Source organism: Dyadobacter sp. 32, assembly GCF_902506755.1.
Taxonomy (GTDB): Bacteria; Bacteroidota; Bacteroidia; order Cytophagales; family Spirosomataceae; genus Dyadobacter.
The window spans coordinates 1,686,744-1,712,223 of sequence record NZ_LR735258.1 but is presented as its reverse complement, the minus strand read 5'-3'; the positions used below and the strand labels follow the sequence as shown (position 1 = coordinate 1,712,223).

At 46.0% G+C, this 25,480-nt stretch carries 15 protein-coding genes, 1 tRNA gene and 1 pseudogene; 8 read left to right on the top strand and 9 right to left on the bottom strand.

Annotated elements, in window-relative coordinates:
- Window positions 1–13: 13 nt before the first annotated feature.
- Complete coding sequence (locus DYADSP32_RS06920; protein WP_414617587.1) at window positions 14–3,124, top strand: heparinase II/III family protein; 3,111 nt, start codon at window positions 14–16, stop codon at window positions 3,122–3,124.
- Window positions 3,125–3,331: 207 nt separating this feature from the next.
- On the opposite strand, the gene DYADSP32_RS06915 is transcribed toward DYADSP32_RS06920, so the two are convergent.
- The 8 genes from DYADSP32_RS06915 to DYADSP32_RS06880 all read right to left on the bottom strand — a co-directional run bounded on the left by DYADSP32_RS06915 (window position 3,332) and on the right by DYADSP32_RS06880 (window position 14,229).
- On the bottom strand, window positions 3,332–3,961 hold the full coding sequence (locus DYADSP32_RS06915; protein WP_149243412.1) for a chloramphenicol acetyltransferase: 630 nt from the start codon (window positions 3,959–3,961) through the stop codon (window positions 3,332–3,334).
- 1 nt (window position 3,962) lies between these two features.
- The gene (locus tag DYADSP32_RS06910) at window positions 3,963–4,652 is read right to left on the bottom strand and encodes an HAD family hydrolase (protein ID WP_149243413.1); all 690 of its coding nucleotides are present in this window, start codon (window positions 4,650–4,652) and stop codon (window positions 3,963–3,965) included.
- A 92-nt stretch (window positions 4,653–4,744) separates the two neighbouring features.
- On the bottom strand, window positions 4,745–6,190 hold the full coding sequence (locus DYADSP32_RS06905; RefSeq protein WP_149243414.1) for a BNR-4 repeat-containing protein: 1,446 nt from the start codon (window positions 6,188–6,190) through the stop codon (window positions 4,745–4,747).
- 80 nt (window positions 6,191–6,270) lie between these two features.
- Window positions 6,271–7,713, bottom strand: coding sequence for a RagB/SusD family nutrient uptake outer membrane protein (locus DYADSP32_RS06900; RefSeq protein ID WP_149243415.1), 1,443 nt, complete (start codon window positions 7,711–7,713; stop codon window positions 6,271–6,273).
- Between the two features lie 18 nt (window positions 7,714–7,731).
- Complete coding sequence (locus DYADSP32_RS06895) at window positions 7,732–11,214, bottom strand: TonB-dependent receptor (protein WP_149243416.1); 3,483 nt, start codon at window positions 11,212–11,214, stop codon at window positions 7,732–7,734.
- A gap of 169 nt (window positions 11,215–11,383) precedes the next feature.
- On the bottom strand, window positions 11,384–12,385 hold the full coding sequence (locus DYADSP32_RS06890) for a FecR family protein (RefSeq protein ID WP_149243417.1): 1,002 nt from the start codon (window positions 12,383–12,385) through the stop codon (window positions 11,384–11,386).
- Window positions 12,386–12,528: 143 nt separating this feature from the next.
- Window positions 12,529–13,116 carry an RNA polymerase sigma factor gene (locus tag DYADSP32_RS06885; RefSeq protein WP_414617586.1) on the bottom strand — a complete coding sequence of 196 codons (588 nt, stop codon included), beginning with the start codon at window positions 13,114–13,116 and terminating at the stop codon, window positions 12,529–12,531.
- A 132-nt stretch (window positions 13,117–13,248) separates the two neighbouring features.
- Window positions 13,249–14,229 (bottom strand): glycoside hydrolase family 43 protein, encoded by a 981-nt coding sequence (locus tag DYADSP32_RS06880; protein WP_149243419.1) that lies wholly within the window; start codon window positions 14,227–14,229, stop codon window positions 13,249–13,251.
- A gap of 258 nt (window positions 14,230–14,487) precedes the next feature.
- On the opposite strand from DYADSP32_RS06880, the gene DYADSP32_RS06875 reads away from it, so the two are divergent.
- The 7 genes from DYADSP32_RS06875 (at window position 14,488) to DYADSP32_RS06845 (ending at window position 23,432) form a co-directional block, all read left to right on the top strand.
- A complete protein-coding gene (locus DYADSP32_RS06875; protein WP_149243420.1) occupies window positions 14,488–16,449 on the top strand; it encodes a maltotransferase domain-containing protein in 1,962 nt (653 codons plus the stop codon).
- Between the two features lie 76 nt (window positions 16,450–16,525).
- A complete protein-coding gene (locus DYADSP32_RS06870; RefSeq protein ID WP_149243421.1) occupies window positions 16,526–17,734 on the top strand; it encodes a dipeptidase in 1,209 nt (402 codons plus the stop codon).
- A gap of 129 nt (window positions 17,735–17,863) precedes the next feature.
- On the top strand, window positions 17,864–19,903 hold the full coding sequence (gene glgB, locus DYADSP32_RS06865) for a 1,4-alpha-glucan branching protein GlgB (protein ID WP_149243422.1): 2,040 nt from the start codon (window positions 17,864–17,866) through the stop codon (window positions 19,901–19,903).
- A gap of 117 nt (window positions 19,904–20,020) precedes the next feature.
- Window positions 20,021–20,704 (top strand): hypothetical protein, encoded by a 684-nt coding sequence (locus DYADSP32_RS06860; RefSeq protein WP_149243423.1) that lies wholly within the window; start codon window positions 20,021–20,023, stop codon window positions 20,702–20,704.
- Between the two features lie 63 nt (window positions 20,705–20,767).
- Window positions 20,768–21,454 carry an NUDIX domain-containing protein gene (locus DYADSP32_RS06855; protein ID WP_149243424.1) on the top strand — a complete coding sequence of 229 codons (687 nt, stop codon included), beginning with the start codon at window positions 20,768–20,770 and terminating at the stop codon, window positions 21,452–21,454.
- A 111-nt stretch (window positions 21,455–21,565) separates the two neighbouring features.
- Window positions 21,566–21,637 (top strand) — tRNA-Arg (locus DYADSP32_RS06850).
- A 250-nt stretch (window positions 21,638–21,887) separates the two neighbouring features.
- The gene (locus tag DYADSP32_RS06845; protein WP_149243425.1) at window positions 21,888–23,432 is read left to right on the top strand and encodes a site-specific integrase; all 1,545 of its coding nucleotides are present in this window, start codon (window positions 21,888–21,890) and stop codon (window positions 23,430–23,432) included.
- Window positions 23,433–23,934: 502 nt separating this feature from the next.
- Here the strand turns inward: DYADSP32_RS06845 and DYADSP32_RS06840 are convergent.
- Window positions 23,935–25,170 (bottom strand): annotated as a pseudogene (locus tag DYADSP32_RS06840) (IS256 family transposase).
- Window positions 25,171–25,480 lie beyond the last annotated feature (310 nt).

Here is a 25,480-nt window from a genome sequence, read left to right as displayed (position 1 = left end):
TCTAAAGCTTGTAATGATGGGTTGTGTTATCCTGTATGCACAGGCCGGTTTGGGGCAGGCAACATCCGGCTCCGGCACCGCAAAAAAGGGAAGCTTGAATATTCCTCCTTTCAAGCAGGTTCCTGAGCGTTTTCCGAAATACCCACTGAAGACCCAACGAATGATCTATAATGATGCGGATGTCCTGACAGCACGCCAGAATCTGGTCAAATATCCTGAAGCCAGGCAGGTAAAGGAGGGCATTGTGAAGGCAGCCGATAAGTGGCTGGAATGGACCGATGAAGATTTAAGGGATCTGATTTCCGATGCCCGCGTGCCCAGGGCTTTTGATCTTAACCCGAAGGGGAGTCCGGTACACGGTGATGCCGTTTTCAAAAAGGGTGGAACCTACCCCTGGATTGTAGATCCACGCCATCCTTTTCAGGTGAAATCGCCCATCGACGGGCAGCTGTTTCCATCCAACGATTACGCCGCTTATTACAAAAGTGGATTCAAGGATAAAAAAGGGTGGGATACCCAATATGTGGACGATGGATGGGGGTGGCTGGCACCCGACGGAGAACGTTACTGGTTTGTGGCTTACGCCAATCACTGGGTGTGGAAGGATCATATTGAGCCCGGCATCGCAGATTTGGGTCGCGCTTATTTGCTCACAGGCGACAAAAAATATGCACACAAGGCGGCCGTGATGCTGCACCGGATGGCCGAAGTATATCCTTCCATGGATCATGCCACACAATCCCGTTATGGACTCATGTCAGCGGCCAAAGGGCAGAACTACCCTGGCAAGGTTGTCAACCTGATCTGGGAAACGACGCTGATTCAGAATGCAGCGGAAGCTTATGATGCGATTTGGGACAGCATTGATCAGGATGCAGCGCTTCAAAAGTTTTATGGTAAAACCGGAAAAAACATCCGCTCATTTATCGAGGCAAATTTACTGGAGGATGCCATGGAGGCTTGTCTGGAACGCAAAATTCAGGGCAATTATGGCATGCATCAAAGCGCGATGATGTATATTTTGCTGGCACGCCAGCATATGGATACGGACAAGTACCTGAAAATGATTGTGGAAGAGCCCGGAGAGAGTCGCCCGCAGACAGGAATTCGCTATGCTCTTTATAATATGATTTTCCGTGACGGGCAGCCACTTGAATCGCCATCATACAACCTGCTCACTGTTGACCGCATGGCCACGTTGAGCGAGTCTTTGTACAAAGGCGGTATAAATCTTTTCGAAGAGCCACGGCTGCGTATGCTGTTCAACAGTCCGCTTAACGTGGTTACAACCGGCAAATTTACCCCGGATATCGGAGACAGCGGCTCGGTGCTGGGAGGTGTTATCGGAGTAAAACCCAATATTTATCAGATCGGGTATAAAATGTACAAAGAGCCGAGGTACCTGTCCTGGCTGGCCAGCATCGGTAAGACTGGCGGACAAACCTTTTCAACTTTCGAATCGCTCTTCCGGGAAGCTTTGCCGGAGACGCCGGCTTTACCAGATCATCGGGCTGTTCCTGTGCAGACTTCAAGGCTGCTGGCCGGCTACGGTATGGGCATCCTGAACAACAAGGCCGATAACACGGCGTTGTCGTTCAACTACGGCTTCAAGGGGACACACTTTCACTATGATTTCCTCAATTTTGACTTGTTTGCCAACGGTAAGAAAATGATGCCCGACCTCGGTTACCCCGACGCGATGAACGAGTATGTAAAAGAGGTTTACACCTGGTCGACAAACACGGTTTCTCATAATACGGTGGTCGTAGACGACAGCCGGCAACCCAATAATGTGCCGGGAAAGCTGCACGATTTTGCGGACGGTCCGTTTGCGAGAACCATGGACGCTTCTTCACCAACTTATCCGAAAGCGACCCGGTATCGGCGAAATCTGATCATGGTGGATGTGAATGATAAAGACAGCTACGTGGTTGATATTTTTCGTGTGGCAGGGGGCAAAAAACATTTGTATTCCCTGCACGGGCCTCCCGCGACGGTGTCGACACCCGATAGTAAATGGATTCGGCAGGAAACAGGAACTCTGGCGGGTAAGGATGTGGAGATCGGCCAGGTTTACGATGATAAACAGTTGGGTGTGAAAGACTACGACGGTAGCTACAGGACGTACCAGGGGTCTGGTTACCAATATTTGTACAATGTAGAACGACTGGAATCGGGTAAGAGTATGGTGCAGTATCAGCATCGGGATGATGCGTCCGCTAACCTTAGAATTCATTTGTTACCTTATCAGCCACAAAAGGTGATGACGGCTGATGCGTATGATAAACCAAGGGCAAAATCGCACGTAGTCAGGTATTTGATGGCTCAAAGGGAGTCAACAGATAGCTTGCCGCTGAGCAGTACTTTTGTGGGTATCATGGAGCCTTACATTGCTAAGCCTTATATCCGCTCATGCAAATTGGTGGAAATCAAAGAAGGGCAGGGGATCATCGTAGAAGTTGACAGAGAAAATGTCATCGATGTTGTGATCAGTGATTCGACAAATTCAAAAAAGAAGATCCAGACCTATCAGATTGAGACAGACGCTAATCACGCATTGGTAAGCCTGGATAGAAAGGGTAATCTGATCAGGGTCTTTTTCAGCGATGGAACTTACCTGCGCCACAAAGGCAGGCGTTTCGAAGCCAAACCATTGGAAGGAGTCGTGGCAGGAATTAATCCTAAGGCTGGAACTGCAATGGTTCAATTTAATGGGAGCCCGGGGTTGCTGGCAGCAAGTATTTCTGGCAAAATCGCTCATTTCGTCAGTCCGTACCGAAGCACGGTTCATCCGTTGGCTTCGGCGAAAATTGACGGAAACAGGGTAGAGATTAAAATGCAGGACGACTTGCTGGTCGGCAAGATTCGTGTCGATAAAGTGGGTGAACGTAGCCTCACTACGGACACCAACCTGCCATTTGCACCTCTTTACAAAGGCACAACGATGCTTGACAATCAGTTTAAAACAATAGGCATCGTTGAGGAAATCAGCAAAAGTGATTTGATGCTTACGGATAAGCCTTCGGTGCTGCCGAAGAAGGGCGAAGATGTCTGGCTCTCCAATATTGGTGTAGGGGATAAGGTGCTTATAAAAGCGATTTTCTCCTGGTCAAAAGAGAATTGAGGCGAATGTACAAGTAAAACCAGGGTTATTTTTCTTAGGCGCTAGGGGCACAAATTGGGGCAGGATATCCTGGTGGTCCTGCTCCAGCTCATTACCCAATACGATCTAATCCCTCACCGATGCAGGTTAAGGATTTGAAATGTTCCCCGTGTGCTCCCTCTTTTAAGCAATTTTCGTTGCAGTGAAAACTCCTTCGACGGTTCTTGCTTAAACCTGATCATTCAGCAAATCCTGAAACAGATCAACATACTCTCCAACGTGAAGCCCATCCATCAAAGCATGATGTACGTGAATGGAAACAGGCATTCTTCTCGAGATTCCGTCCGTCACCATTTTACCAAAAGAAATTTTAGGAACACTGTCAGGAAAGGCGAGATTTCTGGCGTGCGATATAGAAGTAAATTTCAGCCATGGCAAAGACGAATAATGAATCACGTCATCGGCAATATAATCCGGAAACAGATTGGTCGTATTCTGAATTCTTTCGATCTCGGCGTTTGAACTATTCCTGAAAGTTTCAAAGTCCTCGTCAAAGGGCATGTAACTGAATCCAAACGTTCCATTTTCTCTGCCAATTGTTGCAGATGCTGAAACTTTATCATGAACAACGATCTGTTTATCAGCATTGATCCGATACCGGAAACAATCGATCTTATTCACAGCCATTAAGGATTTGTGAAGGTAGTATAGGAAAAATGACGTATTGGCATCTTTGGCTTTTTGATAAGCAATGGTGCAGTCCACATCAATACAAACCCCGAAGAAGGGCTCGCTGAACTGGCTGAAAAAGTGATAATGTTCTTTTCTGGGCCAGGTTTCTAAATCAAGTATGCTCATATCAGTGAATGTAATGGAGTACCTCCCGGATTGTAGCCAACTGTCGGAAATTTTCATGTTCAATATGGGCCTCCACTTTTTCGTGTTCCCAGGTGGTGTGAAAAGGCACATGAAAACCATGGCCGCCGATGTTGAGTACAGGGAGTACATCGGACTTCAATGAATTGCCAATCATCAAAAATTGCTCTGGCTGTATGTCCAGATGTTTAACGAGTTTTCGATATTCGGGCTCTGCTTTTTCCGATACAATTTCGATGTGGTGGAAGTACTTCGCGAGGCCCGACTTGTTTAGCTTGCGTTCCTGATCCAACAAGTCTCCTTTGGTTGCCATCACGAGCCGATACTTGCCATGAAGTGCTTTCAGTACATCCTCCACACCTTCAAGCAGTTCGATGTCTTTATTGAGCATTTCCTTGCCAAGTGCAAGAATCCGTTCGATGGTTTCAACACCAATGCGCCGGTCGGTAATGGAAATGGCGGCTTCGATCATGGATAGAATATATCCCTTCACACCGTATCCGTAGTGTTTCAGGTTCTGTATTTCAATGGTGAGCAGTTCCCTGGACAAGCTGTGATGGGGGAGGAAGTCTTCCAGCATATCACAGAATGCGTTTTCTGTTTCAAGGAAAAAGGGTTCGTTTACCCAGAGTGTATCGTCGGCATCGAAGGCGATAATCTGTATGTCGGTCATTGTAAATTTCGTTTCTGGATTCCGGTCTTCTATACCGGAATCCAAACTTACGAAATTCTTTGAAAGCGGATCATATTCACTCAGACCACCGTTTACTTTAATTTCTCAGGCGTAATCATAGCATCATTGCTATTACGGGGCAGTCTGAAAACATCACCCTTTTTGTTAGAGAAATACAGGAAGGATTCGGAAGGCTTACGACCGTGCCCATCTGCCCAGATGCTGTAAAAATCGGGACGGGCATGAGAGGGTTTGCGCACGTAGGAGTGGTTCCTTTCACTACGCTCAGTCAGCTGTTTTTCCTTCGCCCATGTTTTGCCACCATCCTTGCTAAGCCACATGGCTACTTCTCCGCCGGGATTGTAGGCTTGCGGGCCGTCCACACTCGGCCCTATCACTTTCAGTACCTTGTCGGATTCGACATACACCGATCCCATGTCATAATTGCTGTCCGAGGTGGTGACGATACTGGATTCCCATTTATCGTTTTTGGCCCGGTAGAGCGTCCAGTTTCGTGGGGCATTCCCAGGGCCAGCCTGAAATCCCTTGCTGGAAATGACCAGAATGGCAGGTTTTTGTTTTTTATCAAAAGTGATATCCAGCAGGTAACAGTTGAGTTTTTCACTCGCATAGTCATGGACCACCGCCTGATTTTTACTTTCCGTTAAAGGTAGCTGCATGGGTTCACCTTTGATATTTTGCCATGTTTTTCCAAAATCCGAGGTTTCCAGATATTGCAGATTGGTACGGTAATTGAGGCCCTTTCCTTTGGGATGATAGTCAAACGCAACGCCGACTTTTCCATCCGACTCCGCACTGACCTGGTAGTGACCGTCTTCGATGTGTGCCAGCACTTTCCATTCGTTCCAGCGCTGTCCATCCTTGCTGGTATTAAAGCCAATTACCCTGTGACCTTGTTTGTTGTATTTGGTAAACAAGGCGATAAATCCTTTCCCTTTGATCGGATAGACCTGAAAATAGGAGAAATTGTTGAAGGGCTGCTCTTTGCCATCCACCAGTTCGGTGGCGTTTATGGTTTCAAACGCCTCTATGTCGTAAGGTTTTTTGCTTTTATGAATATAAGACGGGCGGTTCACGCCATGGGCCGTTGAAAATATCCAGATATGCCCCTGGTCGTCTATAGAAATCACAGGGTTGTCGTGGGCGTCGGTTGTCTTTTTATCCAGCAGAATGACCGGGTTGGCTACTTTGCCCGTTTTGTGGTCGAAATAGGATACATTGTGAAGCAGCGTGGAGTTACTGTCATCGGTGCCTCCAAAGCAAAAAAATGTTTTGTTCACCACTTTGGAGTAAATCGCAAACGGCCGGTGGTTGGCCGGATACACGGCCAGCCCGCCACTGTATTTGTACACATATTCGTCATTGGATGGCTGATTCATGTACCAGATCCCCTTGAAGCCATTGGCTTTTTTCTGAATGAGTTCGGCCTGGGCGTATTTAGCATCCGGGTGCACCTGCTGTGCATTCGCAACGGACACCGCCAGGAGTATAAGTGCCGTTTTAAAATATTTTTTCATTAGGATTGGATTAAGTTGTGCCGGCCACCAGGGCCGGCTTTGATATCAGAAACGCTGGCAAGCAGCGGGCTGTGGAGGTCTTATTCGTAACCCGGGTTTTGCTTAATTTTCGAAGGATTGATTTCGATCTGCGTGAGCGGAACGGGTAAAAGTAACTGGTGGGCCTGCACTTTGAAGCCCTTGCTGTTCATGACCGTAATGGCCCGTTCGGTTCTTAACAGATCAAACCAACGGTGGTTTTCGAATGCAAGCTCAATTCTTCGTTCCTGCTCAATGGCGAGGCGAAATGCACTTTGACTGCTGATTTCCATACTGGTTTTTTCGGGCAAGCCTGCTCTTTTTCTTATTTTGTTCAAAAGCTGAAAGGCTTCACCATCCGCTACAAAACCTATTTCATTGAGTGCTTCCGCGCGCATCAGCAGTACATCGGCATAGCGTAGTACAGGCCAGTTATTGTCTGCATCACTGGCAGCAAACGGGGCAGGATCCAGGTATTTTTTGATATATCGTGCCGCCACAAATGACCCATTGCTGGCTGTGTATCCCTGTGCAAGCGATACGTCTTTCCGAAGGTCCTTGGCTTCATAGGCATTGTTAATGTCTGCTGTGGGCAGGTTGTGACCCGAGCCTGCACCAATCGTCGTCACGGCAATGCCGGCCAGCCGGGGTGCGAAACGGTTGTTGAATGGGCTGCCCAATCCAAATCCCCCTTTTTTGAATTGTACCTCAAACAGAGATTCCTTGTTGTTTTTATTATTGATCCTGAAAATATCAGCATAAGCCGGCAGCAGATCATAGGTAGTTGCATCGAGGAGCTCTTTTGTTTTGGTTACAGTATCCTGCCATTTCTTTTGGGTAAGATATACCTTGGCGAGCAGGCCTTTTGCGGCGCCAGAGGTAGCCCGGCCAACATCAGCACCTGTATAGGAGGCAGGCAAGGTTTTCTCGGCTTCGGTCAGATCCTGTACGATCTGGGTGTAAATTTCGGCTGCAGGATTTCGGCTGTACGAATAACCTTCCGAAACGTCAGCTGTTTCTTTCAGTATCAGCGGCACATCTCCGTACATACGCACCATATTGAAATACATCAGTGCTCTCAGAAACTTTGCTTCGCCGGTGTACCGGGCTTTGATGGTTTCATTCATGGTAACAGCCCCAATGCGATCGATGACTGTGTTGCAGGAAAGTATGCCCCGGTAGTGATCGTTCCAGGTTACGTTCACAATACCGTTGTTGCTCAAAGTAGTGAAAGCGTCAAGCTGAGAAATGTCAATGCCGCTTTGTGCGTCGAGGATCTCGGTATTGTCCGACATGCCTTCTCCGATTGCATACATGCTTTGTCCGTATTGCCCCGAAAACTGGAGCGTTGCATAAGCTGCGTTGACAGCGTTGAGCATGTCGGCCTGATTCCGGTAGAAATTGAGATTGTTTGTTTCGGAAATAGGGGCAAGGTTGAGAAATCCGTCTTTGCACGAACTCAATATGACCATGCCCATTAAAATGAGGAAACGATATGATTTCATTTTGATTCTATTTATGGGTTAAAAACCGATGTTCAATCCTACGGTGTACACTTTGGCTATCGGGTAGCCACCATAGTCGATTCCGGGTTCGAGAGACGACGCTCCCTGCACATTCACTTCCGGGTTGTAGCCCGTATACTTGGTCCAGGTTACCGGGTTTTGAAGGTTTACATACACATGTAGCGCACGAAGTTTGGCCTTTTCCAGCACTTTGGCCGGGACGCTATATCCGAAAGCAATGTTCCGTATCCGTAGGAAAGACGCGTCTTCTACAAAAATGGAAGTAATGTTTGCACTGGCATTGCTGTTGCTGTAACGATTGAGGTCCCGATTCACACGGGGCGTTTTGCCATCGCCCGGATCCTGTGCAGATTTCCAGCTGTTGGTCATTTCGCTCAGTCCGTTGGCCGTGCCGGCATAATTGGCATAGAAACGTCTTCCCAAATGCAGGATTTCGTTACCCTGTACTCCTTGTAACAAAACATTGACATCGAATCCCTTGTACGATAGAGTATTGGTAAGTCCGTAAATAAAAGCAGGCTGTGAATTTCCAAGGATCGTACGGTCATCGGTGCTCAGCTTGCCATCATTATTTACGTCGCGGAACCGTAGTTGGCCAGGTTTCGAATCAGCGAAGCTTGGATTGTTGTTGATCTCATCCTGAGTTTGAAAGATACCAATTGCCTCGTAGCCGTAAAAGTTACCCATCGGGCTACCGATCTGGGTGATATGGCTACTCGTGACCTGATAGTTTCCGTAGAGTGGTTCCCCGCTGGGCCCGAGCGCAAGTACTTTGTTTTTATTAAACGAAATATTAAAATCAGTGGTCCATTTCAGGCTTTTATCCAGATTACGCGTAGTGAGTCCCAGTTCCCAGCCTTTGTTTTCAATCTTGCCGATATTCTGACGTGCGGTGGTGTAGCCGGTAATGGACGGCGTAGGTACATTCAGCAACAGATCCGAGGTAATTTTTTTGTAATAGTCGGCCACAATGAAAATTCTGTTTTGAAACAGGCCGAGTTCAAGTCCTACGTCCATCTGTTTGTTTTTCTCCCAGCTCAGATTGGGGTTGCTGATCCGGTTCGGGCCAAGACCATTGACCACAGATCCGGTTCCGCTCCCGAGCACATAGTTTCTTTTGGCAAGGAGACCTACGTGGTCATAGTTTCCAATGAAATTGTTACCGGTATGGCCGTAACTCGCGCGCAGTTTCAGCTCATTCACCACTGGAATATTTTTCATGAAGGCTTCTTCCGATATTCTCCATCCTGCCGAAATGGATGGAAATACGCCCCATTTGTTGTTTTCGCCAAACCGGGAGGAGCCGTCGCGGCGCATGGTTGCGGTGAACAAATATTTACTTGCGTAGCTATAATTGGCTCTGGCAAGAAATGACAGGAGCGACCATTCATCTGCTGTAGTTGTAGCGGATGATACTATACCTGCATTAAGTGTTTCCACCAGGTCATTGGGGAAATTTGTGGAGCTGATGAAGGCATACTGCGAATTCACTTTTTGAGCCGTGAATCCACCCAAAACGTTCACATTATGTTTGTTCCAGGATTTTGCGAAATTCAGCGTATGTTCAATCAGCCAGTTGTATGAGTTTCTGTTCTCATTGGTTCCGGAGGGGATTACGGGCGGCACGGCCCCGTCGTTACCCACAATGGACGGGCGGAAAGTTTTGGTAGTAGCATTTTGCAGGTCGGTACCTAGTAAAAGTTTATAGGTGAGGCTGTTGAGCAGTTTATACTCTCCATAAACCGTACCAAGCAGGCGGAGCTCATTCATCCTGTTCACTCTTTCCTTCGCCAGTTTTACCGGGTTTTCGATGCTGCTGAATCCGTTGCCAAGGTTGAGGCCGGTGGTATAAGTTCCGTCTTCATTGTAGACCGGCAGGTGAGGGGCGATCGTCAATGCCGACAGTACAATACCACCACCAGACCAGTGTCCTTCGGAGTTGGTGGGATTGCTGATGGTATAGGCAGGCGTAAGGTTGAGCCCCATTTTAAATTTTTTAGTAGCCTGCGCTTCCAGGTTCACTCGGAAGGAATAGCGTTCGAAGCCGGAATTGAGGATGATTCCATCCTGCTTGTAATAACCGCCCGAAGTCATGTAACGTACGTTATCATTTCCTCCCGAGAGGGTAAGTTGAACGTTGTGCGTGGCGGCTTGGCGGAAAATTTCATTTTGCCAGTCTGTCCCCTCTCCAAGGGCATCCGGGTTTTGTAATGCAGGGAGTATCTGGTAAATGGCACTCCTTGCAGAATTGGGGTCTTCGGGTTTTCCACCCGCATCCACCCAGGCATTGTTACGGCTATCCTTGATGTATTGCGCAAACTCACGGGCATTCATTAGGTCCATGGTTTTGGTAACACGCTGAACACCGGTGTAGGTGTCTATGTCCACCTTCATTTTGCCGGATTTTCCGCCTTTGGTTGTCACCAGCACTACGCCGTTGGAACCTCGGGATCCATAAATGGCAGTGGATGATGCATCTTTCAGGATCTCTATGGATTCAATGTCATTGGGATTTAGGGACTTTAAAGGGTTGTTGGTCTGGCTGTAGTCCGCGGTCACCGGAAATCCATCAATGACGTACAACGGTTCGTTGCCGGCACCAATGGAACCTGTTCCGCGCACACGCACGCTGAGTCCGCCTCCGGGTGTCCCGGTAGACTGTGCAACATATACGCCGGGCATTTTGGCTGTGAGTGCACCGTCCAGACTGGCCGTTGGCAGTCCGTTAATGTCCTTGGCACTGATGGATGCCACTGCTCCGGTAATGTCACCCCGTTTTTGGGTTCCGTAGCCTACCACCACCACTTCATTAAGTGCTTTGATGTCGGCCTGCAGTTTCACGTCAATGCGCGTGCGGGTGCCCACTGCCATTTCCTGTGAAACGTAACCTACAAAACTGAAAATAAGGATCGCTCCGTTTTCCGGAACAGTAAGCTTGTATTTGCCTTCAATGTCGGTGGTGGTTCCGGCGGTTGAGCCTTTGATCACCACACTCACTCCCGGCAACGGTTCCGATCCATCAGTACCGGTTACAATTCCCGCTATTTCAAGGTCTGTTACAGGCTTTACTGCCGTTTGCTTGTTCTCCGGTACCGGTGTAAGGAGTACTTCTCTTTTTGTTTTGGATAAAAGTATCTGATTGTCCACCACCCGGTAACTAATTCCCAAGGGTGCTAACAACCGGTCGAGAAGCGAGGAAAGGGGTTCGTTTTTAGCCGAGATGGTGATGGGCTCCACATTACGAACGAGCTCCCGGCTATAAGCGAAGCGGACTTTGGTATCTGTTTCGATTTCATTTAGCGCTTGCCGGAGCGTTACCGCGCTAAGTTTGATGGAAACTCCCCGGTTGAGAAGTTCCTGTGCAGGCGTATGGTGGGCATAAGCCATCGCCGACAGGAAAACAATGCACACGAGTTGGTAAAAGGTTACGCGCATAATGGTCAGTAGAATTCCATAATTGGAATACAGGTGTTTCTTCATAATTTTACGAATGACTGATTGAATGGATCGGAAAAATCTGTCGCTTAAAGCGGGTTTGGTCAGTTGTATTTCAGGAGTGTTGCAACCACTCCTGATTTTTTTTGACCGTTTTGCATGGTTTACTGCTTCATAGGCCTGTGGGTTTATAGGTTTTATTAATTCAGGGATTTTAGTCTGAACATCCGTCACCGGTAATTACGATGTTCTTACCCTCTATTTCATAATTGCTGCCCAACAGGGTGTTCAACATTTCGAGGATCTCGGGCAGATTTTGCTGATTGAAATCAACTTTCAGCACACAATTATTCATTTTCGGATTGGCGAGTTCAATTTTAACTCCAAAGGACTTCTGTAATTGGCTTACGATTTCGGACAAAGACGTATCGTCGAACCGGAGTGATATGGGCTGCCACGTTTCTATGTCTGTTTTTTTTGGTGCTATCGTATGCAGTGTGAGGTGGTTTGTGGCGGTGGAAAAAGTAGCCTGTTGAGCAGGATGCAGCATCAATGTCCCGGTGTCGGTAGTGCCGTCTGATTTGCTCACCGAAACCGTACCGGTCACGACCGAAACCTGGTAGGTAATATCTTTTGCGTTTGCCCGTATGTTGAAACTGGTACCCAGTACCACCGTTTTCATCGGGCCGCTATGGATGATAAATGGCCGATCCGGATTCCTGGCTATATCAAAAAAGGCCTCACCGCTGAAACTGATCTCCCGTTCTTTATCAGAATCGAAGGTGTTGGCATACTTTAAACCGGCACCTGGCTGTAACCAGATTATACTTTTGTCGGGTAGCTCGTATCTCAATGTTTTCTTCTGTGTATTGGTAATTGAAACGGAAGATTCAGCGACTGAAATTTGCTGTTGAGAATCTGTTACGGAGCGGTAATGGTATAATCCCAGAGAAAGCAGGAGCATAGCCGCAATGCCTCCGGCATACATCCACCAGTTTATAACCGGGGTTTTTGTTTTATTCAAAACGGGTTGTTCTTCCGCGATCTGGCTTTCAATTCTGCTAAACAGAATTTGCTGATCATTTTCACTGAATGTTTCATCTGAATCCAATTGAAGCGTTTTGTACCAGGCATCCACATTTTTCCTTTCAGCATCCGTGCAATCAGCCGAAAGATACCGTTTTAAGAGGTCGGAGGAAGGTGTCTTTTTATTCATAAGGTTTTAGAAATCCGGAGTCAACGATTACACACAACAGTACAGTCGGGTAATCGTTCTCGCATCCCTTAGTGCAATATGAATTTATTTTCAGGAAACAGGATAATTCTCTCAAATACTGAGAGATAGGGCAGAATTGTTATCTAAAACAGGGCCGTGGAAACCCCCAGTACAGCAAAAGAAATGTAATCTTTCATTTCAATACGAAGTATCTTCAATGCCTTGGATATGTGCGCTTCAACGGTTTTTTCAGAAATTTCCATCAGCATGGCTATCTCCTTCATGCTATATCCCTTCCGGCTCAGCTCAAAAGCCGACCGGCATTTGGAAGGAAGCTTGAGCAGTGACTCTTTGTACAGATCGTTCAGGACATTATGGTTAAGTAATTCCTGCGTATCGTCACTGGGGCGATTTTCTGCCTCATCCAGAGACACCGGGACTTTTTGCTGTTCCCTCCGGTAGTGATCAATGATTTTGTTTTTCAGCATACCGTTCAGGTACGCCTGCACATTTTTTTGGATGTCGAATTTGTGTCTTAGCAGCCAAAAATGCACAAAAATCTCCTGTACAAGATCTTCTGCGGTTGATTTTGAACCCGTCTTCCGAATGGCCGTATGCACGAGCAGGCGTACATGACGGCGATACAGCTCTGCGAACGCAAGCTCATGATTATGGCTAACGATCAGCTCAACGAGCTCCTCCTCATGAAGTGTTTCTAACGATCGAGTCACCAATATTTCCACTTAAGGATAGTTTATATTTAAAAAATGAAAGTCCTGAAATACGAAAATTTACTTCCACATCATAACGTACCGGATGGCTCGTCTCTATTTAAAAAATCCCATGATAAACATGGTTCTATATTACTTTGTTATTTTCTTCATCGGAACGCCGTCATGGGTAATCTTCACGGGGTTTATAAATCCTTTTTCGTCAAAGGTCATTTGGTCGATACAGGTCACTCTATGGTTCCCGTCGGTTTCTGAGAGGGGCCGCCGGTGGTATATAATGTAGTATTCATCCTTGCCCGGAACTTGTATTACGGAATGATGCCCCGCTCCGGTGGCTACTGCCGGATCCTGCTTAAGTATTTTGCCAATGCGCTCAAATGGGCCAAATGGCGAGTCCGCGATTGCGTAGGCCACCGAATAATCAGGACCAGTCCAGCCACCTTCCGACCACATGAAATAGTATTTGCCGTTTCTTACAAACATAAAGGGCCCCTCTACATATCCTTCTGGTGTTATCTCCTTAAAAATGCTGCCGTCGGCATGGGGTAGAAATCCGGAAAAATCCTGATTAAGCCTGGCCACGTTACAATGTCGCCACCCTCCATAGAACAGATAGTGCTGGCCATCAGGCGCTTTGAAGACGAACTGATCGATGGGCTGAGCACCATTGTAGAACTTGTCGATCAGTGGTTTGCCCAAATGATCCTTAAAGGGCCCGGCGGGATTATTGGCTACGGCCACCCCGATTCCCCCTTTTTCCTGATCGCTCTGAATATCGTTTGCTCCGAAAAACAAGTAATATTTTTTGTCTTTCTCAATGATTGAGGGAGCCCACATGGCTTTTTTTGCCCATTTTACAGTTGAGGTATCCAGTATCTTTTCGTGTTTTTGCCAATGGACAAGGTCAGCGGATGAAAACGCATCGAAAAACACCTGCTTTTCGTATTTGTCTGAAAAAGTTGGGTAGATCCAATATTGTTTTCCAAAGATAATACCCTCAGGATCTGCATACCAGCCGGGAAAAACAGGGTTGCCAGAGGTGGTTTTACCGACTTGCGCAAAAGCATTCAGGTTTGCGCAAAGCAGAGCACATATGATTAATTGTATTCTCATAGGGAATCAGACAGTTCGGTTTTAGTACAAATATAGTTAAGAGTGCGTAAAAGGAGGATGGAGGAAGGACCAGGGGCCTTGACGACGATGAATTTTGGTCGCGCAGGCCGACTTTTATGGACAACTGTAAAATGTCAGATTCTGTGTGAGACGGAAGATTGGCCTATAACAATTTACAAAATGGCATTTATTGTTGAAAAATTAGAATTAGTTTTGGTTGCATACAAATCTCCAAAGCCTAACCTTTGAGTCTGGTACATGAAATCAAAGCATCCCGAGAAAGAAATTAAATTGGTAATCATTGAGGGCATCTTACCGCAGGTGGATGGGGGATTATTTTGTGTAAAGGCAGTGGAGGAGGAGCGTATTCAGGTAGTGGCAGATATTCTGGGATATGGGAAAAAGGCGGTGGCAGCGTGCATTCTATTCAAAAATGTGGTGGATGAAGATTGGCAGGAATCCTATATGGGTTGCCTTGAGAACGACAGATGGCAGGGCGAATTCACTGTGTCTGCTGTGGGAAATTACGTTTACAAAATCAGGGCGTGGGTGGATGAAGCGGTAACCTGGCAAAACAGAGTTATCAGCCACCTGCGTTCTCAGGAGCCTATTGGAGATCTGCTTGCCAAGGGAACCGCAGTTTTGAACCTTATGTACCAACTTTCCGGCTCGGAAGACGGCCGTTTACTTCAGGAAGCCTTGCGTATGTTTGGTGATGAAAAACGCCTCGAGGAAAGCCTGCAAATGGCGACAAGCTTTCGTTTTACAGAATGGGCACATCGCTATCCTGTCCGCGAGGGCGTGAGCGAGTCCGGCGAAATAAAAATTACAGTTTACAGAAAAAGCCTCTTATTCAGCGCCTGGTATACACTTTATCCCAGGTCGTCGTCCTCCGTACCGGGTACACATGGCACCTTTGGTGACGTTATCGGACTTTTACCCCGCATCAAAGACGCGGGCTTTGACGTAATTCATTTCCCCCCTGTTCACCCAATTGGAGCCACGGTTAGAAAGGGGAAAAATGGCTTAAAAAACGGATCAGGGGACGTCCCTGGGTCTGTTTATGCCATAGGTAGCGGGAAGGGTGGTCACGATTCGGTGCACCCTGAACTAGGCACAGTGAAAGATTTGAAAAATCTGATCAAAGAAAGCGAATCTTTAGGGATGGAAGTGGCGATGGACCTGTCACTGTACTTTTCCCCGGACCACCCTTGGTTAAAGGATCATCCGGATTGGTTTGACAGCGGGATTTTGGAAAAACCGTTGACATCAGCCGTCAATGACGCACATGGGCTGGTGGTTACGAGTTTCAATTGGTTTGAAACGCAGCTTGCGGTTGTGAAGATTATCAGTTTGTGGTCGGCCTGGGGTGTTCGTGTCATTAGGATCGACCGTCCCGATAACCAGCCACTTACCTGGTGGATGCAGATTATCGAATGGATGCAGGAGAAGATTCCTGATCTCGTTTTTTATGCCGGCACATTCGCTCGTCCATCCACGATGGGCCACCTGGCAAAATCGGGCTTTGCGCTGTCTGACTCCTATTTTATGTGGAAAAATTCGCGTCAGGAGCTCGAATCATACGTCAGGGAGTTTACAACTTCACCCCTGAAGGATTATTACAAGCCGATTTTTTGGACCAATACCCATCAGATCAATCCCTATAATTTACAGTCGGGGCATGAACCACAGCATTTAATAAGATTTTTTCTGGCCGCCACATTGTCAAGTTGTTATGGTATCTACGGTCCTGTTTTCGAACAGGTGGCCTTCGAACCATTTCCGGGTAGGGAGGATTACTGGGATTCAGAACAGTACGAGATAAAAACCTGGGACTGGAAAAAGGAAACAAAGCTTACTTATCTGATCAGCCTGATCAATCAGATACGGAAGGAGAATGAGGCTTTACAATGTACCCACAACATTCACTTCTGCCAATCGGGTCATCCGGATATAATGGGGTATCTTAAGGTGAGTCGGCAAAACAGGATTTTGTGTGTAATCAATCTGGATGCCCACCACCGCCAAGTTAGCATGATTGGTGTCCCCGGCAGTTTAATAGGCAAAACCCACGATGAACCCTACATTGTTCATGACCTGATTACCGGCGCCCGTTACACCTGGAAGGGTTATTGGAACTATGTCGAGCTTGATCCGTATATAATGCCCTTCCACTTACTGCGGATTGAAGATTACCGGGAGGAGCTGGATGGCCGGTAATTCTTTAGATTTATTGGTTTTTTGGAAAAAAACGGCCAAATTATGCCCTGTTGCATTCTTCACTCCAAATACTGATATGAAAAAAATTCTTGCCTTTTTGGTGTGCCCCCTTCTTGCTTTCGCTCAAACTGAACAAGATCCAGTCAAAGAAAAGGCTGCCAGGATACATGCGAAAGCCTTGGTGATTGACACCCATGCCGACGTCCCTATCAATATGATGAAAGACGGCTTCGATGTGGCGTTGGAACATGATTATGAGAAGGATGGGACTCAAATAGACTTTCCGCGCATGGAAAAGGGGGGCATGGACGGGATGTTCTTTGCGGTGTATATGGGGCAGGGGAGGCGTACCGCCGTTGCCAATGCCGAAGCCAAGACAAAGGCGCTGGCTATTTTCGATAAAATACATGAAGCTGTACGGCTACACCCCGATGTAGCGGGTATCGCTATTTCCTCAAAAGATGCCTATCGGCTTCAAAAGCAGGGAAAGCGCGCTGTTTTCTTCGGAATGGAAAACGGATGGCCTATCGGAAACGATCTGAATAACCTCAAAATGTACTACGATCAGGGGCTCAGGTATGTTACGCTTTCTCACTCCGCCAACAACGATATATGTGATTCTTCAACGGATCCCGACGGACCCGAACACAATGGATTGAGCGTGTTTGGTGAGGAAGTGGTCAAGGAAATGAACCGATTGGGGATCATGGTGGACATTTCGCATGTGTCGGACTCTACGTTTTACGATGTGATCAGGCTAACCAAAGCGCCTGTCATTGCCTCCCATTCGTCCTGCCGTGCGCTGTGTGATGTACCCAGGAATATGACCGATGATATGATCAAAACACTGGCTGGCAATGGTGGTGTGATTCAGATCAATTTTGTTCCGAGTTTTGTAAAAAAGCCGGCTCAGGATCAGGAATTATCCATGAAGGCCATACGCTTGAAAATGCGTCAGACTGATTTGTCGGAGGCTGATAAGAAAGAACTGGCGGCGGAGTTGAAAGCTAACAGTAAAAAATACGAGAAGGATCTGCCCACGGTAGCGGATGCAGTGAACCACATTGAGCATGTTATTAAACTAACCAGTGTAGATCATGTAGGCATTGGTATGGATCTTGATGGAGGTGGAAGGGTGCAAGGGCTCAACGATGTAAGTGAAGTGCGAACCATTACCGAGGAACTTGTGCGGAGAGGGTACTCCGAAAAGGATATTACCAAAATTTGGGGAGGTAATATTATGCGTGTTTTGAACGCCGCAGAAAAAGCCGCTCAAACGAAGTAAATCCGGAATACCCGGTAACGGACAAGTGAAATTGCTTTAAAAAAAATATATACATTTTAAGAAATAGTTTAATAAAATTGTAAATATTACATCCTGTTAACCGATAATGATTAAATAGACTAATAACCAATGGCTAAGTCAACCGTTAAAAATAAAGCAGAATCAACACCAAAGGCTTCTTCGGCAAAAAAGAGCGAAGAAACATTGGTAAATCAACTAAAAGACGTAGAACCACTTAGCCGATTTACAGATTTTGACATTCACCTTTTTCGTCAGGGTAAACATTTCAAACTCTACGAAAAGCTGGGTTCTCATGTGATGGAATATCAAGGTGTAGTGGGTACCTACTTTGCAGTGTGGGCACCCAATGCGAAAGCCATATCGGTCATTGGGAACTTTAACGGATGGAACCGGGAGGCACATTTTCTTGCGGCAAGGTGGGACAGCTCAGGAATCTGGGAAGGATGGATACCAAACATAGGTGTGGGGGAGGTGTATAAGTATCTTGTTGTGGGTGCCAATGGCGAGCATTTGGAGAAATCGGACCCTTTTGCGCTATGGTGTGAAGTGGCGCCGCGAACCGCTTCGATCGTGTGGGACAACTGGTATGAGTGGAAGGATGCGGAATGGATGAAGGTCCGAAAAGAGAAAAACAAGCTCAATGCACCGATATCCGTTTATGAAGTTCATCTGGGATCCTGGCAGCGCGATCCATCAGACCCTGAAAGATATCTTACCTTCAAGGAAATCGCCGAGGGACTGGTTCCTTATGTAAAGGAGATGGGTTTTACCCACGTAGAGCTAATGCCAATTATGGAGCATCCCTATCCGCCGTCGTGGGGGTATCAGATAACCGGCTATTTTTCTGTGGCATCCCGGATGGGAACACCGCAGGAGCTGATGTATCTGATTGATCGTCTTCACCAGGAAGGAATTGGCGTGTTTATGGACTGGGTTCCTTCCCATTTCCCGGGCGATGCGCATGGTTTATTCCGTTTCGACGGCACTGCCCTGTATGAGCATGAGGATCCCCGAAAGGGCTATCATCCCGATTGGAAAAGTTATATTTTCAATTATGGTCGCAATGAAGTCCGGTCGTTCCTGATCAGTAATGCGATTTTCTGGCTCGACAGGTACCACACCGATGGACTTCGGGTGGACGCGGTTGCATCCATGCTTTATCTCGATTATTCAAGAAATCACGGGGAGTGGATACCCAATGAATTTGGTGGACGGGAGAATCTGGAGGCAATACTGCTGTTGAGAGACATGAATGTCGCTGCCTATACCGAATTTCCTGATATCCAGACCATAGCCGAGGAGTCCACCGCCTTTCCGGGCGTTTCGCGACCCGTATTTGTAGGCGGCCTTGGATTTGGGATGAAGTGGATGATGGGTTGGATGAACGATACACTGAAATATTTCGAGAAAGATTCTGCCTTCCGTAAATGGCACCAGGATCAGTTGACGTTCAGCCTCGTTTACGCCTTTTCGGAAAACTTTATGCTGCCTTTTTCTCATGATGAGGTGGTGTATGGCAAACACTCCCTGATCAATAAAATGCCCGGCGACGAGTGGCAGCGATTTGCCAATTTGCGGCTGATGTTCACCTACATGTTCACCCATCCGGGTACCAAACTGGTATTTATGGGATGTGAGTTCGGGCAGACTTCCGAGTGGAACTTTCAGCAGAGCCTGGATTGGCATTTGCTTGAATTTGCCCCGCATCAGGGAATGAAAGAGTGTTTTAAGGCACTGAATCAATTGTATAGAACGGAGCCGTCTATGTACGACTTTTCTTTCGCGCATGAAGGCTTTGAATGGATTGATACACAGGATCGTGAGAATTCTGTACTGGTGTACGCAAGGAAGGCAATCGACCCTTCCCAAAATACGGTGATCGTTCTGAATCTGACGCCGGTACCGAGGTTCTCATACCGTGTGGGCGTGCTTTCAGAAGGAGATTGGGAGGAGGTATTTAATTCGGATGAAACACGTTTTTATGGCAGCGGCATGGTTAATGTTGCCGCTGTAACGGCCGAAAAGCAACAATGGCACGGCAGAACCCATTCTGTTCAGGTTGATCTGCCACCGATGGGGGCCGTCGTATTGAAAATTAAGAAGAATGCCAACAGGCAGATCTCCGGATCATTGTCGAAAGCGCAATAGTGCTTTTAGTACTATTTTTGGATAGATATCATGACATGTTTTTAAGGCGGGAGCTCGATTCCCGCCTTATTTTTTGTAACATTTTTCTACCTTTGCCGTATTACCATTAGCTCAAAAATGAAAATTAACAGGTTCCTTTTCGCAATAGGTTTTTTTTGTTCCTTGCAAGTTTCTGCTCAGACCACGGCTCGGGTTACCTCCGGTGTAGACCTTGGGCTGGGCTATCAGGATAAGGTCTGGGTACCTGCGGTTACCTACCATCAGGAGCTCAGTCTGACCAATTTTTCATGGTTACGCTTTGGCTGGGGAGTACGGACCTGGGGTTACTACGCCGGTAAAACGGATCTGATGCCCGAAAAGACAAGTATCTCCAATGACTATCTGAAGTATGGTAAGATTACCTCCAACGGATTGAGTATTCTGGCGGGTCTTAATTTCAGGTTTGGTGATTTCGACATTGGCGGTAACACAGATCTGATTGGGTTGGCGTTCGGAGCCAAAAGGAACGGACTTTACACCAAGGATTATGCTTTTGAAGACGATGAAGCAGGGTACTACAACACACTGGTTCGCAGTGCACCGTCGTTTTTCAATATGCTTCCCGTTGCGCTCCAAAACCAGAATGGACAATCGGAACTCTACCTAAGATATTGGATAAGCACCACCATCGGCGTGAAAGTGGGCTATGTGATGGGCCGGACCACCTACACCACCTCCGAAAAGCTGGATAACGGTCAGAATCGGTTTTCTAAATCCTACGCTGTACCCTCCGTATCCATTTCGTTTCCGTTATACAATTAATTCCCAGATCAGGCGCCCAATCAAAACGTATTGCGTGTCCGGATTCCTACTCTTCACCAAACGATGCCAAAACCAAAGGATAACCAGAAACTGGTTGATGCACACAAGTATAATTTGTGGCGAAACAAGCTGCTCAAAAGTGGGCTCGAAATACATGACATTGACGAATTATATACCCGGTATAATGGTCACGGAGAGGTGTTGTTTTCGTTGCTTTATACCGATGCCACTACGCCGGAAGGTAATAAAATTCCGCCGATTTGCTTCCTGAAAGGGGAAGTGGTGTGTGTGTTGATCTGTCTTATTGATTCTATTACCCGTCAGAAATTTTTGATCCTGGTACAGCAGCGACGCATCTGCGACGGATCATTGACCTATGAGCATCCTGCCGGCATGCTGGACAGCGAAAGTGATGCGGCGTCGGTTGCAGCCCGGGAAGTTTTTGAGGAGACGGGTATAGCCATTGAAAAAAAACAGCTGATCCAGCTCAACAAGGATCCGTTCTACCCGTCTACCGGTACCAGTGATGAGGCCATGTTTTTGTTCTATTGTGAACTGGAGCTGACTATGGAGCAGATACAATCTTACGACAACCAAACACAAGGCATGCTGTCGGAACATGAGTACATACATACCGTGGTGGTTCCTTTTGCCGAAGGGCACAAGCTGATTACCAATACCAACGGCATATTGCTGGACTTCCTTTATCTGAAAGATGTTAAGGATTGGGAGCTGATGCAGGCGCTGTAATCGTAGATCCTCCGTTGTTGTGTATTTTTATTTGCACTTTTAGTCGCCAAGATTGTCATAAAATCAAATTAGGAGCTATATTTGCACCCCGTTAGCGGTTCAAAGCCACAAGCACCCATAGTTCAATGGATAGAATTTCGGTTTCCGGTACCGACGATATGAGTTCGAATCTCGTTGGGTGCACTAGATAGCTAATCAAAATCAACTAAAACCCTGCAAATCAATGATTTACGGGGTTTTATTTTTTTGTGAAAGTCTCAAAATGTTCAATTTTTCGCATAATTCTGGTGAGTAATTCGGGAGTTTGCCGATAGTTCAAAAATTAACTCACCAGAATGCTTGTAAGTGTCTGTATGACAACTAGTTCTTGGCGAAAACATCTTGATATTTAAAGGCTGCAAACCTAATTTTATCCACATAAAACAGGTATGTTATGCTTAGTAAAACGTTCACTCTACTTTTCTTTCTAAGAAAACCTAAAAATTATGTTAATGGTAAAGTACCTATCTATATCCGGTTTACTGTTGACGGAAGTCGTATTGAGCTAGCGACAAAACGAGACTGTGAACCAGAAAAATGGAATCCTTCCATCGGTAGAAAATTTGGGACGAAAGATGAGGCCCGAAGTTTGAATTCTTATCTTGACAGTTTACAACTCAAGGTTTTCGAAGCCCATAGACGGCTTATCGATGCTGGTACTGACATAACTGCGGAGGCTATTAAAGGTGCCCTCACCGGCGCTACAGACCAGACGAAAATGATTCTTGGGGTATTTAGCCAACACAATAAAGAGATGGAAGCGTTGGTGGGGAAAGATTTTGCAAAGGGAACCTACAACCGTTATGAAGCGGCTTTAAGGAATGTCAGGGAATTCCTACTATGGAAATATAAAGTGGCAGATCTTCCTATAGAAAAACTGGATTATGAGCTTATTTCGTCTTATGCATTTTATCTTAAAAGCCAGCGAAATATCTCTCACAATACCACCATGAAATACCTCGTCTATTTTAAGAAAATAGTCCTGATTTGCGTTAAAAACAACTGGATATCAAAAGACCCTTTCTTCGCCTTTAACATGTCTAAAAGAGAAGTTGACAGGCATCCATTAAACGAAATGGAACTCAGGCGAATACAAGAGAAGCATTTTTCCAATGACCGTTTGAGAAAGGTGAGAGACATATTTTTATTTTCTTGCTTCACTGGACTTGCCTATGTGGATGTTTATAAACTTAGGAAAACGGAGCTTATTGACGGATTTGACGGGAAAAAATGGCTATCGATTAAGCGTCAGAAAACAGATACACCGGCAAATATTCCGATTTTACCGGCAGCCCAGAAAATATTGGACAGGTATAAAGGTCATCCACAATGTGCTTCCACAGGACGGTTATTGCCGGTGATGACTAACCAACGGATGAACTCCTACTTAAAGGAGATTGCCGATGTGTGTGAAATAAACCGGCCAGTCACCTTTCATTTGGCTCGTCATACATTTGCCACCACAGTTACCTTAGCCAATAATGTTCCAATCGAAAGTATTTCGAAAATGCTAGGTCATCGAAAAGTAACTACAACGCAGATTTATGCAAAAATAGTCGATAAAAAAATAAGCTCGGATATGCGGGATTTGGAGGAGATCTTGACCAAAAAAAGTTATATAGAGGTTGAAGGCAAAGGAGTGATGAGAACTAGTTGCGTACAGACTATGGATCTCTATGATAAATCCAAAATTTACCTGCAAAAATTTCCTTCCATCATTGGTTCCCGAATGGCGCAGCAACTTGATAACAAATGGGTTAGTGCCTGTGATTCTCATCATCATTTGATAACTAAATTCTGTGATTGGATCAACACGGATGAGGGCTTGGATTTTTGGTATGAAATATCACTTCTTTACAAGAATGAAGCGGTGTTTGTTAGTAATTCTGATCTGGTGGAAATTTTCAATAAGTATCGCATTTCTTTTTTGTCCAAATAAAATAAATGAAACCCGCAAATGGGACATTCTAATCTTTAATGCAAACATTCCAATGGAGACTTTGAGCCAAAGGTTTGAAGCTCTCACCACGAACAATTATGACGATCAATTTTATGCGAAGGTTGTTGATGAAAAGTGTTTAAGGATGTTGAGTCATTTCAGCGGACGTATTGGGGAATTCATGTAAATAATGAAGGCAGGGAGGATCCGACGCGTTGTGATGTAATGTTAGGATCGTAAGATTTAAATCGGGAACGATATATAACACCTGACAGCCGTAACCAGCAGCATAGATTACGGGAAACAGATTCTCTTTAAGGGAGTGTAATCTGAACTCTGTCTGGCCATCTAAGTTGATTCAAATTTAATTTTTCTTTTCGATTTCAAATGCTTTTTTGCTTGTTATTGGGTTTGTCAAGGGCGGCGGAGGCACTAGGCCGTTCATTTACCCTTGATAAATTCAATAACTGGCTATTTTTGCGTTTTATATTGGAGGGCAAAATTAAAGGTCCATTCGCACTCTATCGCCAAATTTGATAAGCAATTGTTGGGCAGTAAGTGCCCAGTTTTGCAAGGGCGATGTCCATTTCCTACTGATATTTTCGACTGATAAATATATCAATTTCAGCAATGCCATGTCATTGGGAAAAGCGCCTTTTGTCTTTATGATCTTGCGAACTTGCCTATGAAAGCCTTCGACCGCATTGGTCGTATAAATAAGTCTTCTAATTCACTCATTATAAGCAAAATAGGTAGATAGTTTATGCCAGTTATTCTGCCAGGATTTAATTACGACCGGGTATTTGCCACCCCATTTATCATTGAGCTTATCAAGCTCTAATTCTGCTTTATCTTTTGTAGAGGCCTGTTAGACCGTTTTTAAGTCTTGCATGAAAGTTTTTTGATCCCTGGAAGCCACGTATTTAAGCGAATTGCGAATTGGATGAATGATGCAACTCTGAATCTCTGATTCTGGGAAAGAAGCCAATATTGCCTCGGAAAAGCCAGTGAGATTGTCCGTACATGCCATCAAGATGTCTTTCACTCCCCTGGATTTAAGGTCAGTAAGAACTGAAAGCCGCCGCGGCCCCGCAGAAGTTAGCGCCCGCGCGGCGGCCGCCTCACTTTCTGATAGATACATGCCTATCAGGTCTTTATAGCCATGTCGATTTACACCAAGCACATTGTAGACAGCACGCGTGACAACCCGACCTCCATCCCTAACTTTATAGTGCATGGCGTCCAGCCACACAATTGTGTAAAGGCTCTCTAATGGCATACTTTGCCATTCTTTGACTTGCGGAATTACGCGTTCGGTGATTTCTGAGAGCGTAGCACGAGATACAACGTCATACATCTGCTGGATGTGGTCGGATATATCCCGAAAACTCATTCCCTTGCTGTATAAGCCAATAATTTGAGGAGCCAAATTGTCAGCCAGGACGGGATCGCGTTTCTTGACAATTTGTGGCGAGAAAGTAGCCTTTCTATCTTCTGGCGTAGTTAATATAATCTCACCAGACATCGTCTTTAAACGCTTGCTCCCTTTCCCATTTCGCTTGTTACCTGATTCTCGCTCCTGCTCATTTAGATGAGTATTCATTTCTGACTCCAGAGCGCTTTCTAAAAATTGTTGGAGTAAGGGGGCGAAAACTCCATCTTTACTAGTTAATGATTGTCCTTTCATCAACTGTTCGAGCGCTTTGTCGCGCATCTGTTCAAATTCTGTCTTTTCCATGTTCTGTTTTAAAGTTAAAACTTTTAGACAGAGTTAATTTTACAGTCTCCTCTTTAACCCGGAACACACCCCGCCACCATTGATATCCATCTCCCCAATCCGAACTTGACTCATTTAGTGATAAAACAAATGCGGTAGACTCGGTGATCCAGGAAGTGGACTGGATATTTCGGAGAAGTTGACCACCTGATTCCGTGGCAAATTGACCACCTAATTAGCTGGCGGCCGATAGCAAAAAATGCTGTACAAGCGTTGTCAAAATTAGTAAATAAAAAGTATAACTACAGGTAGTCGTTTTCAGGCTCCGGTT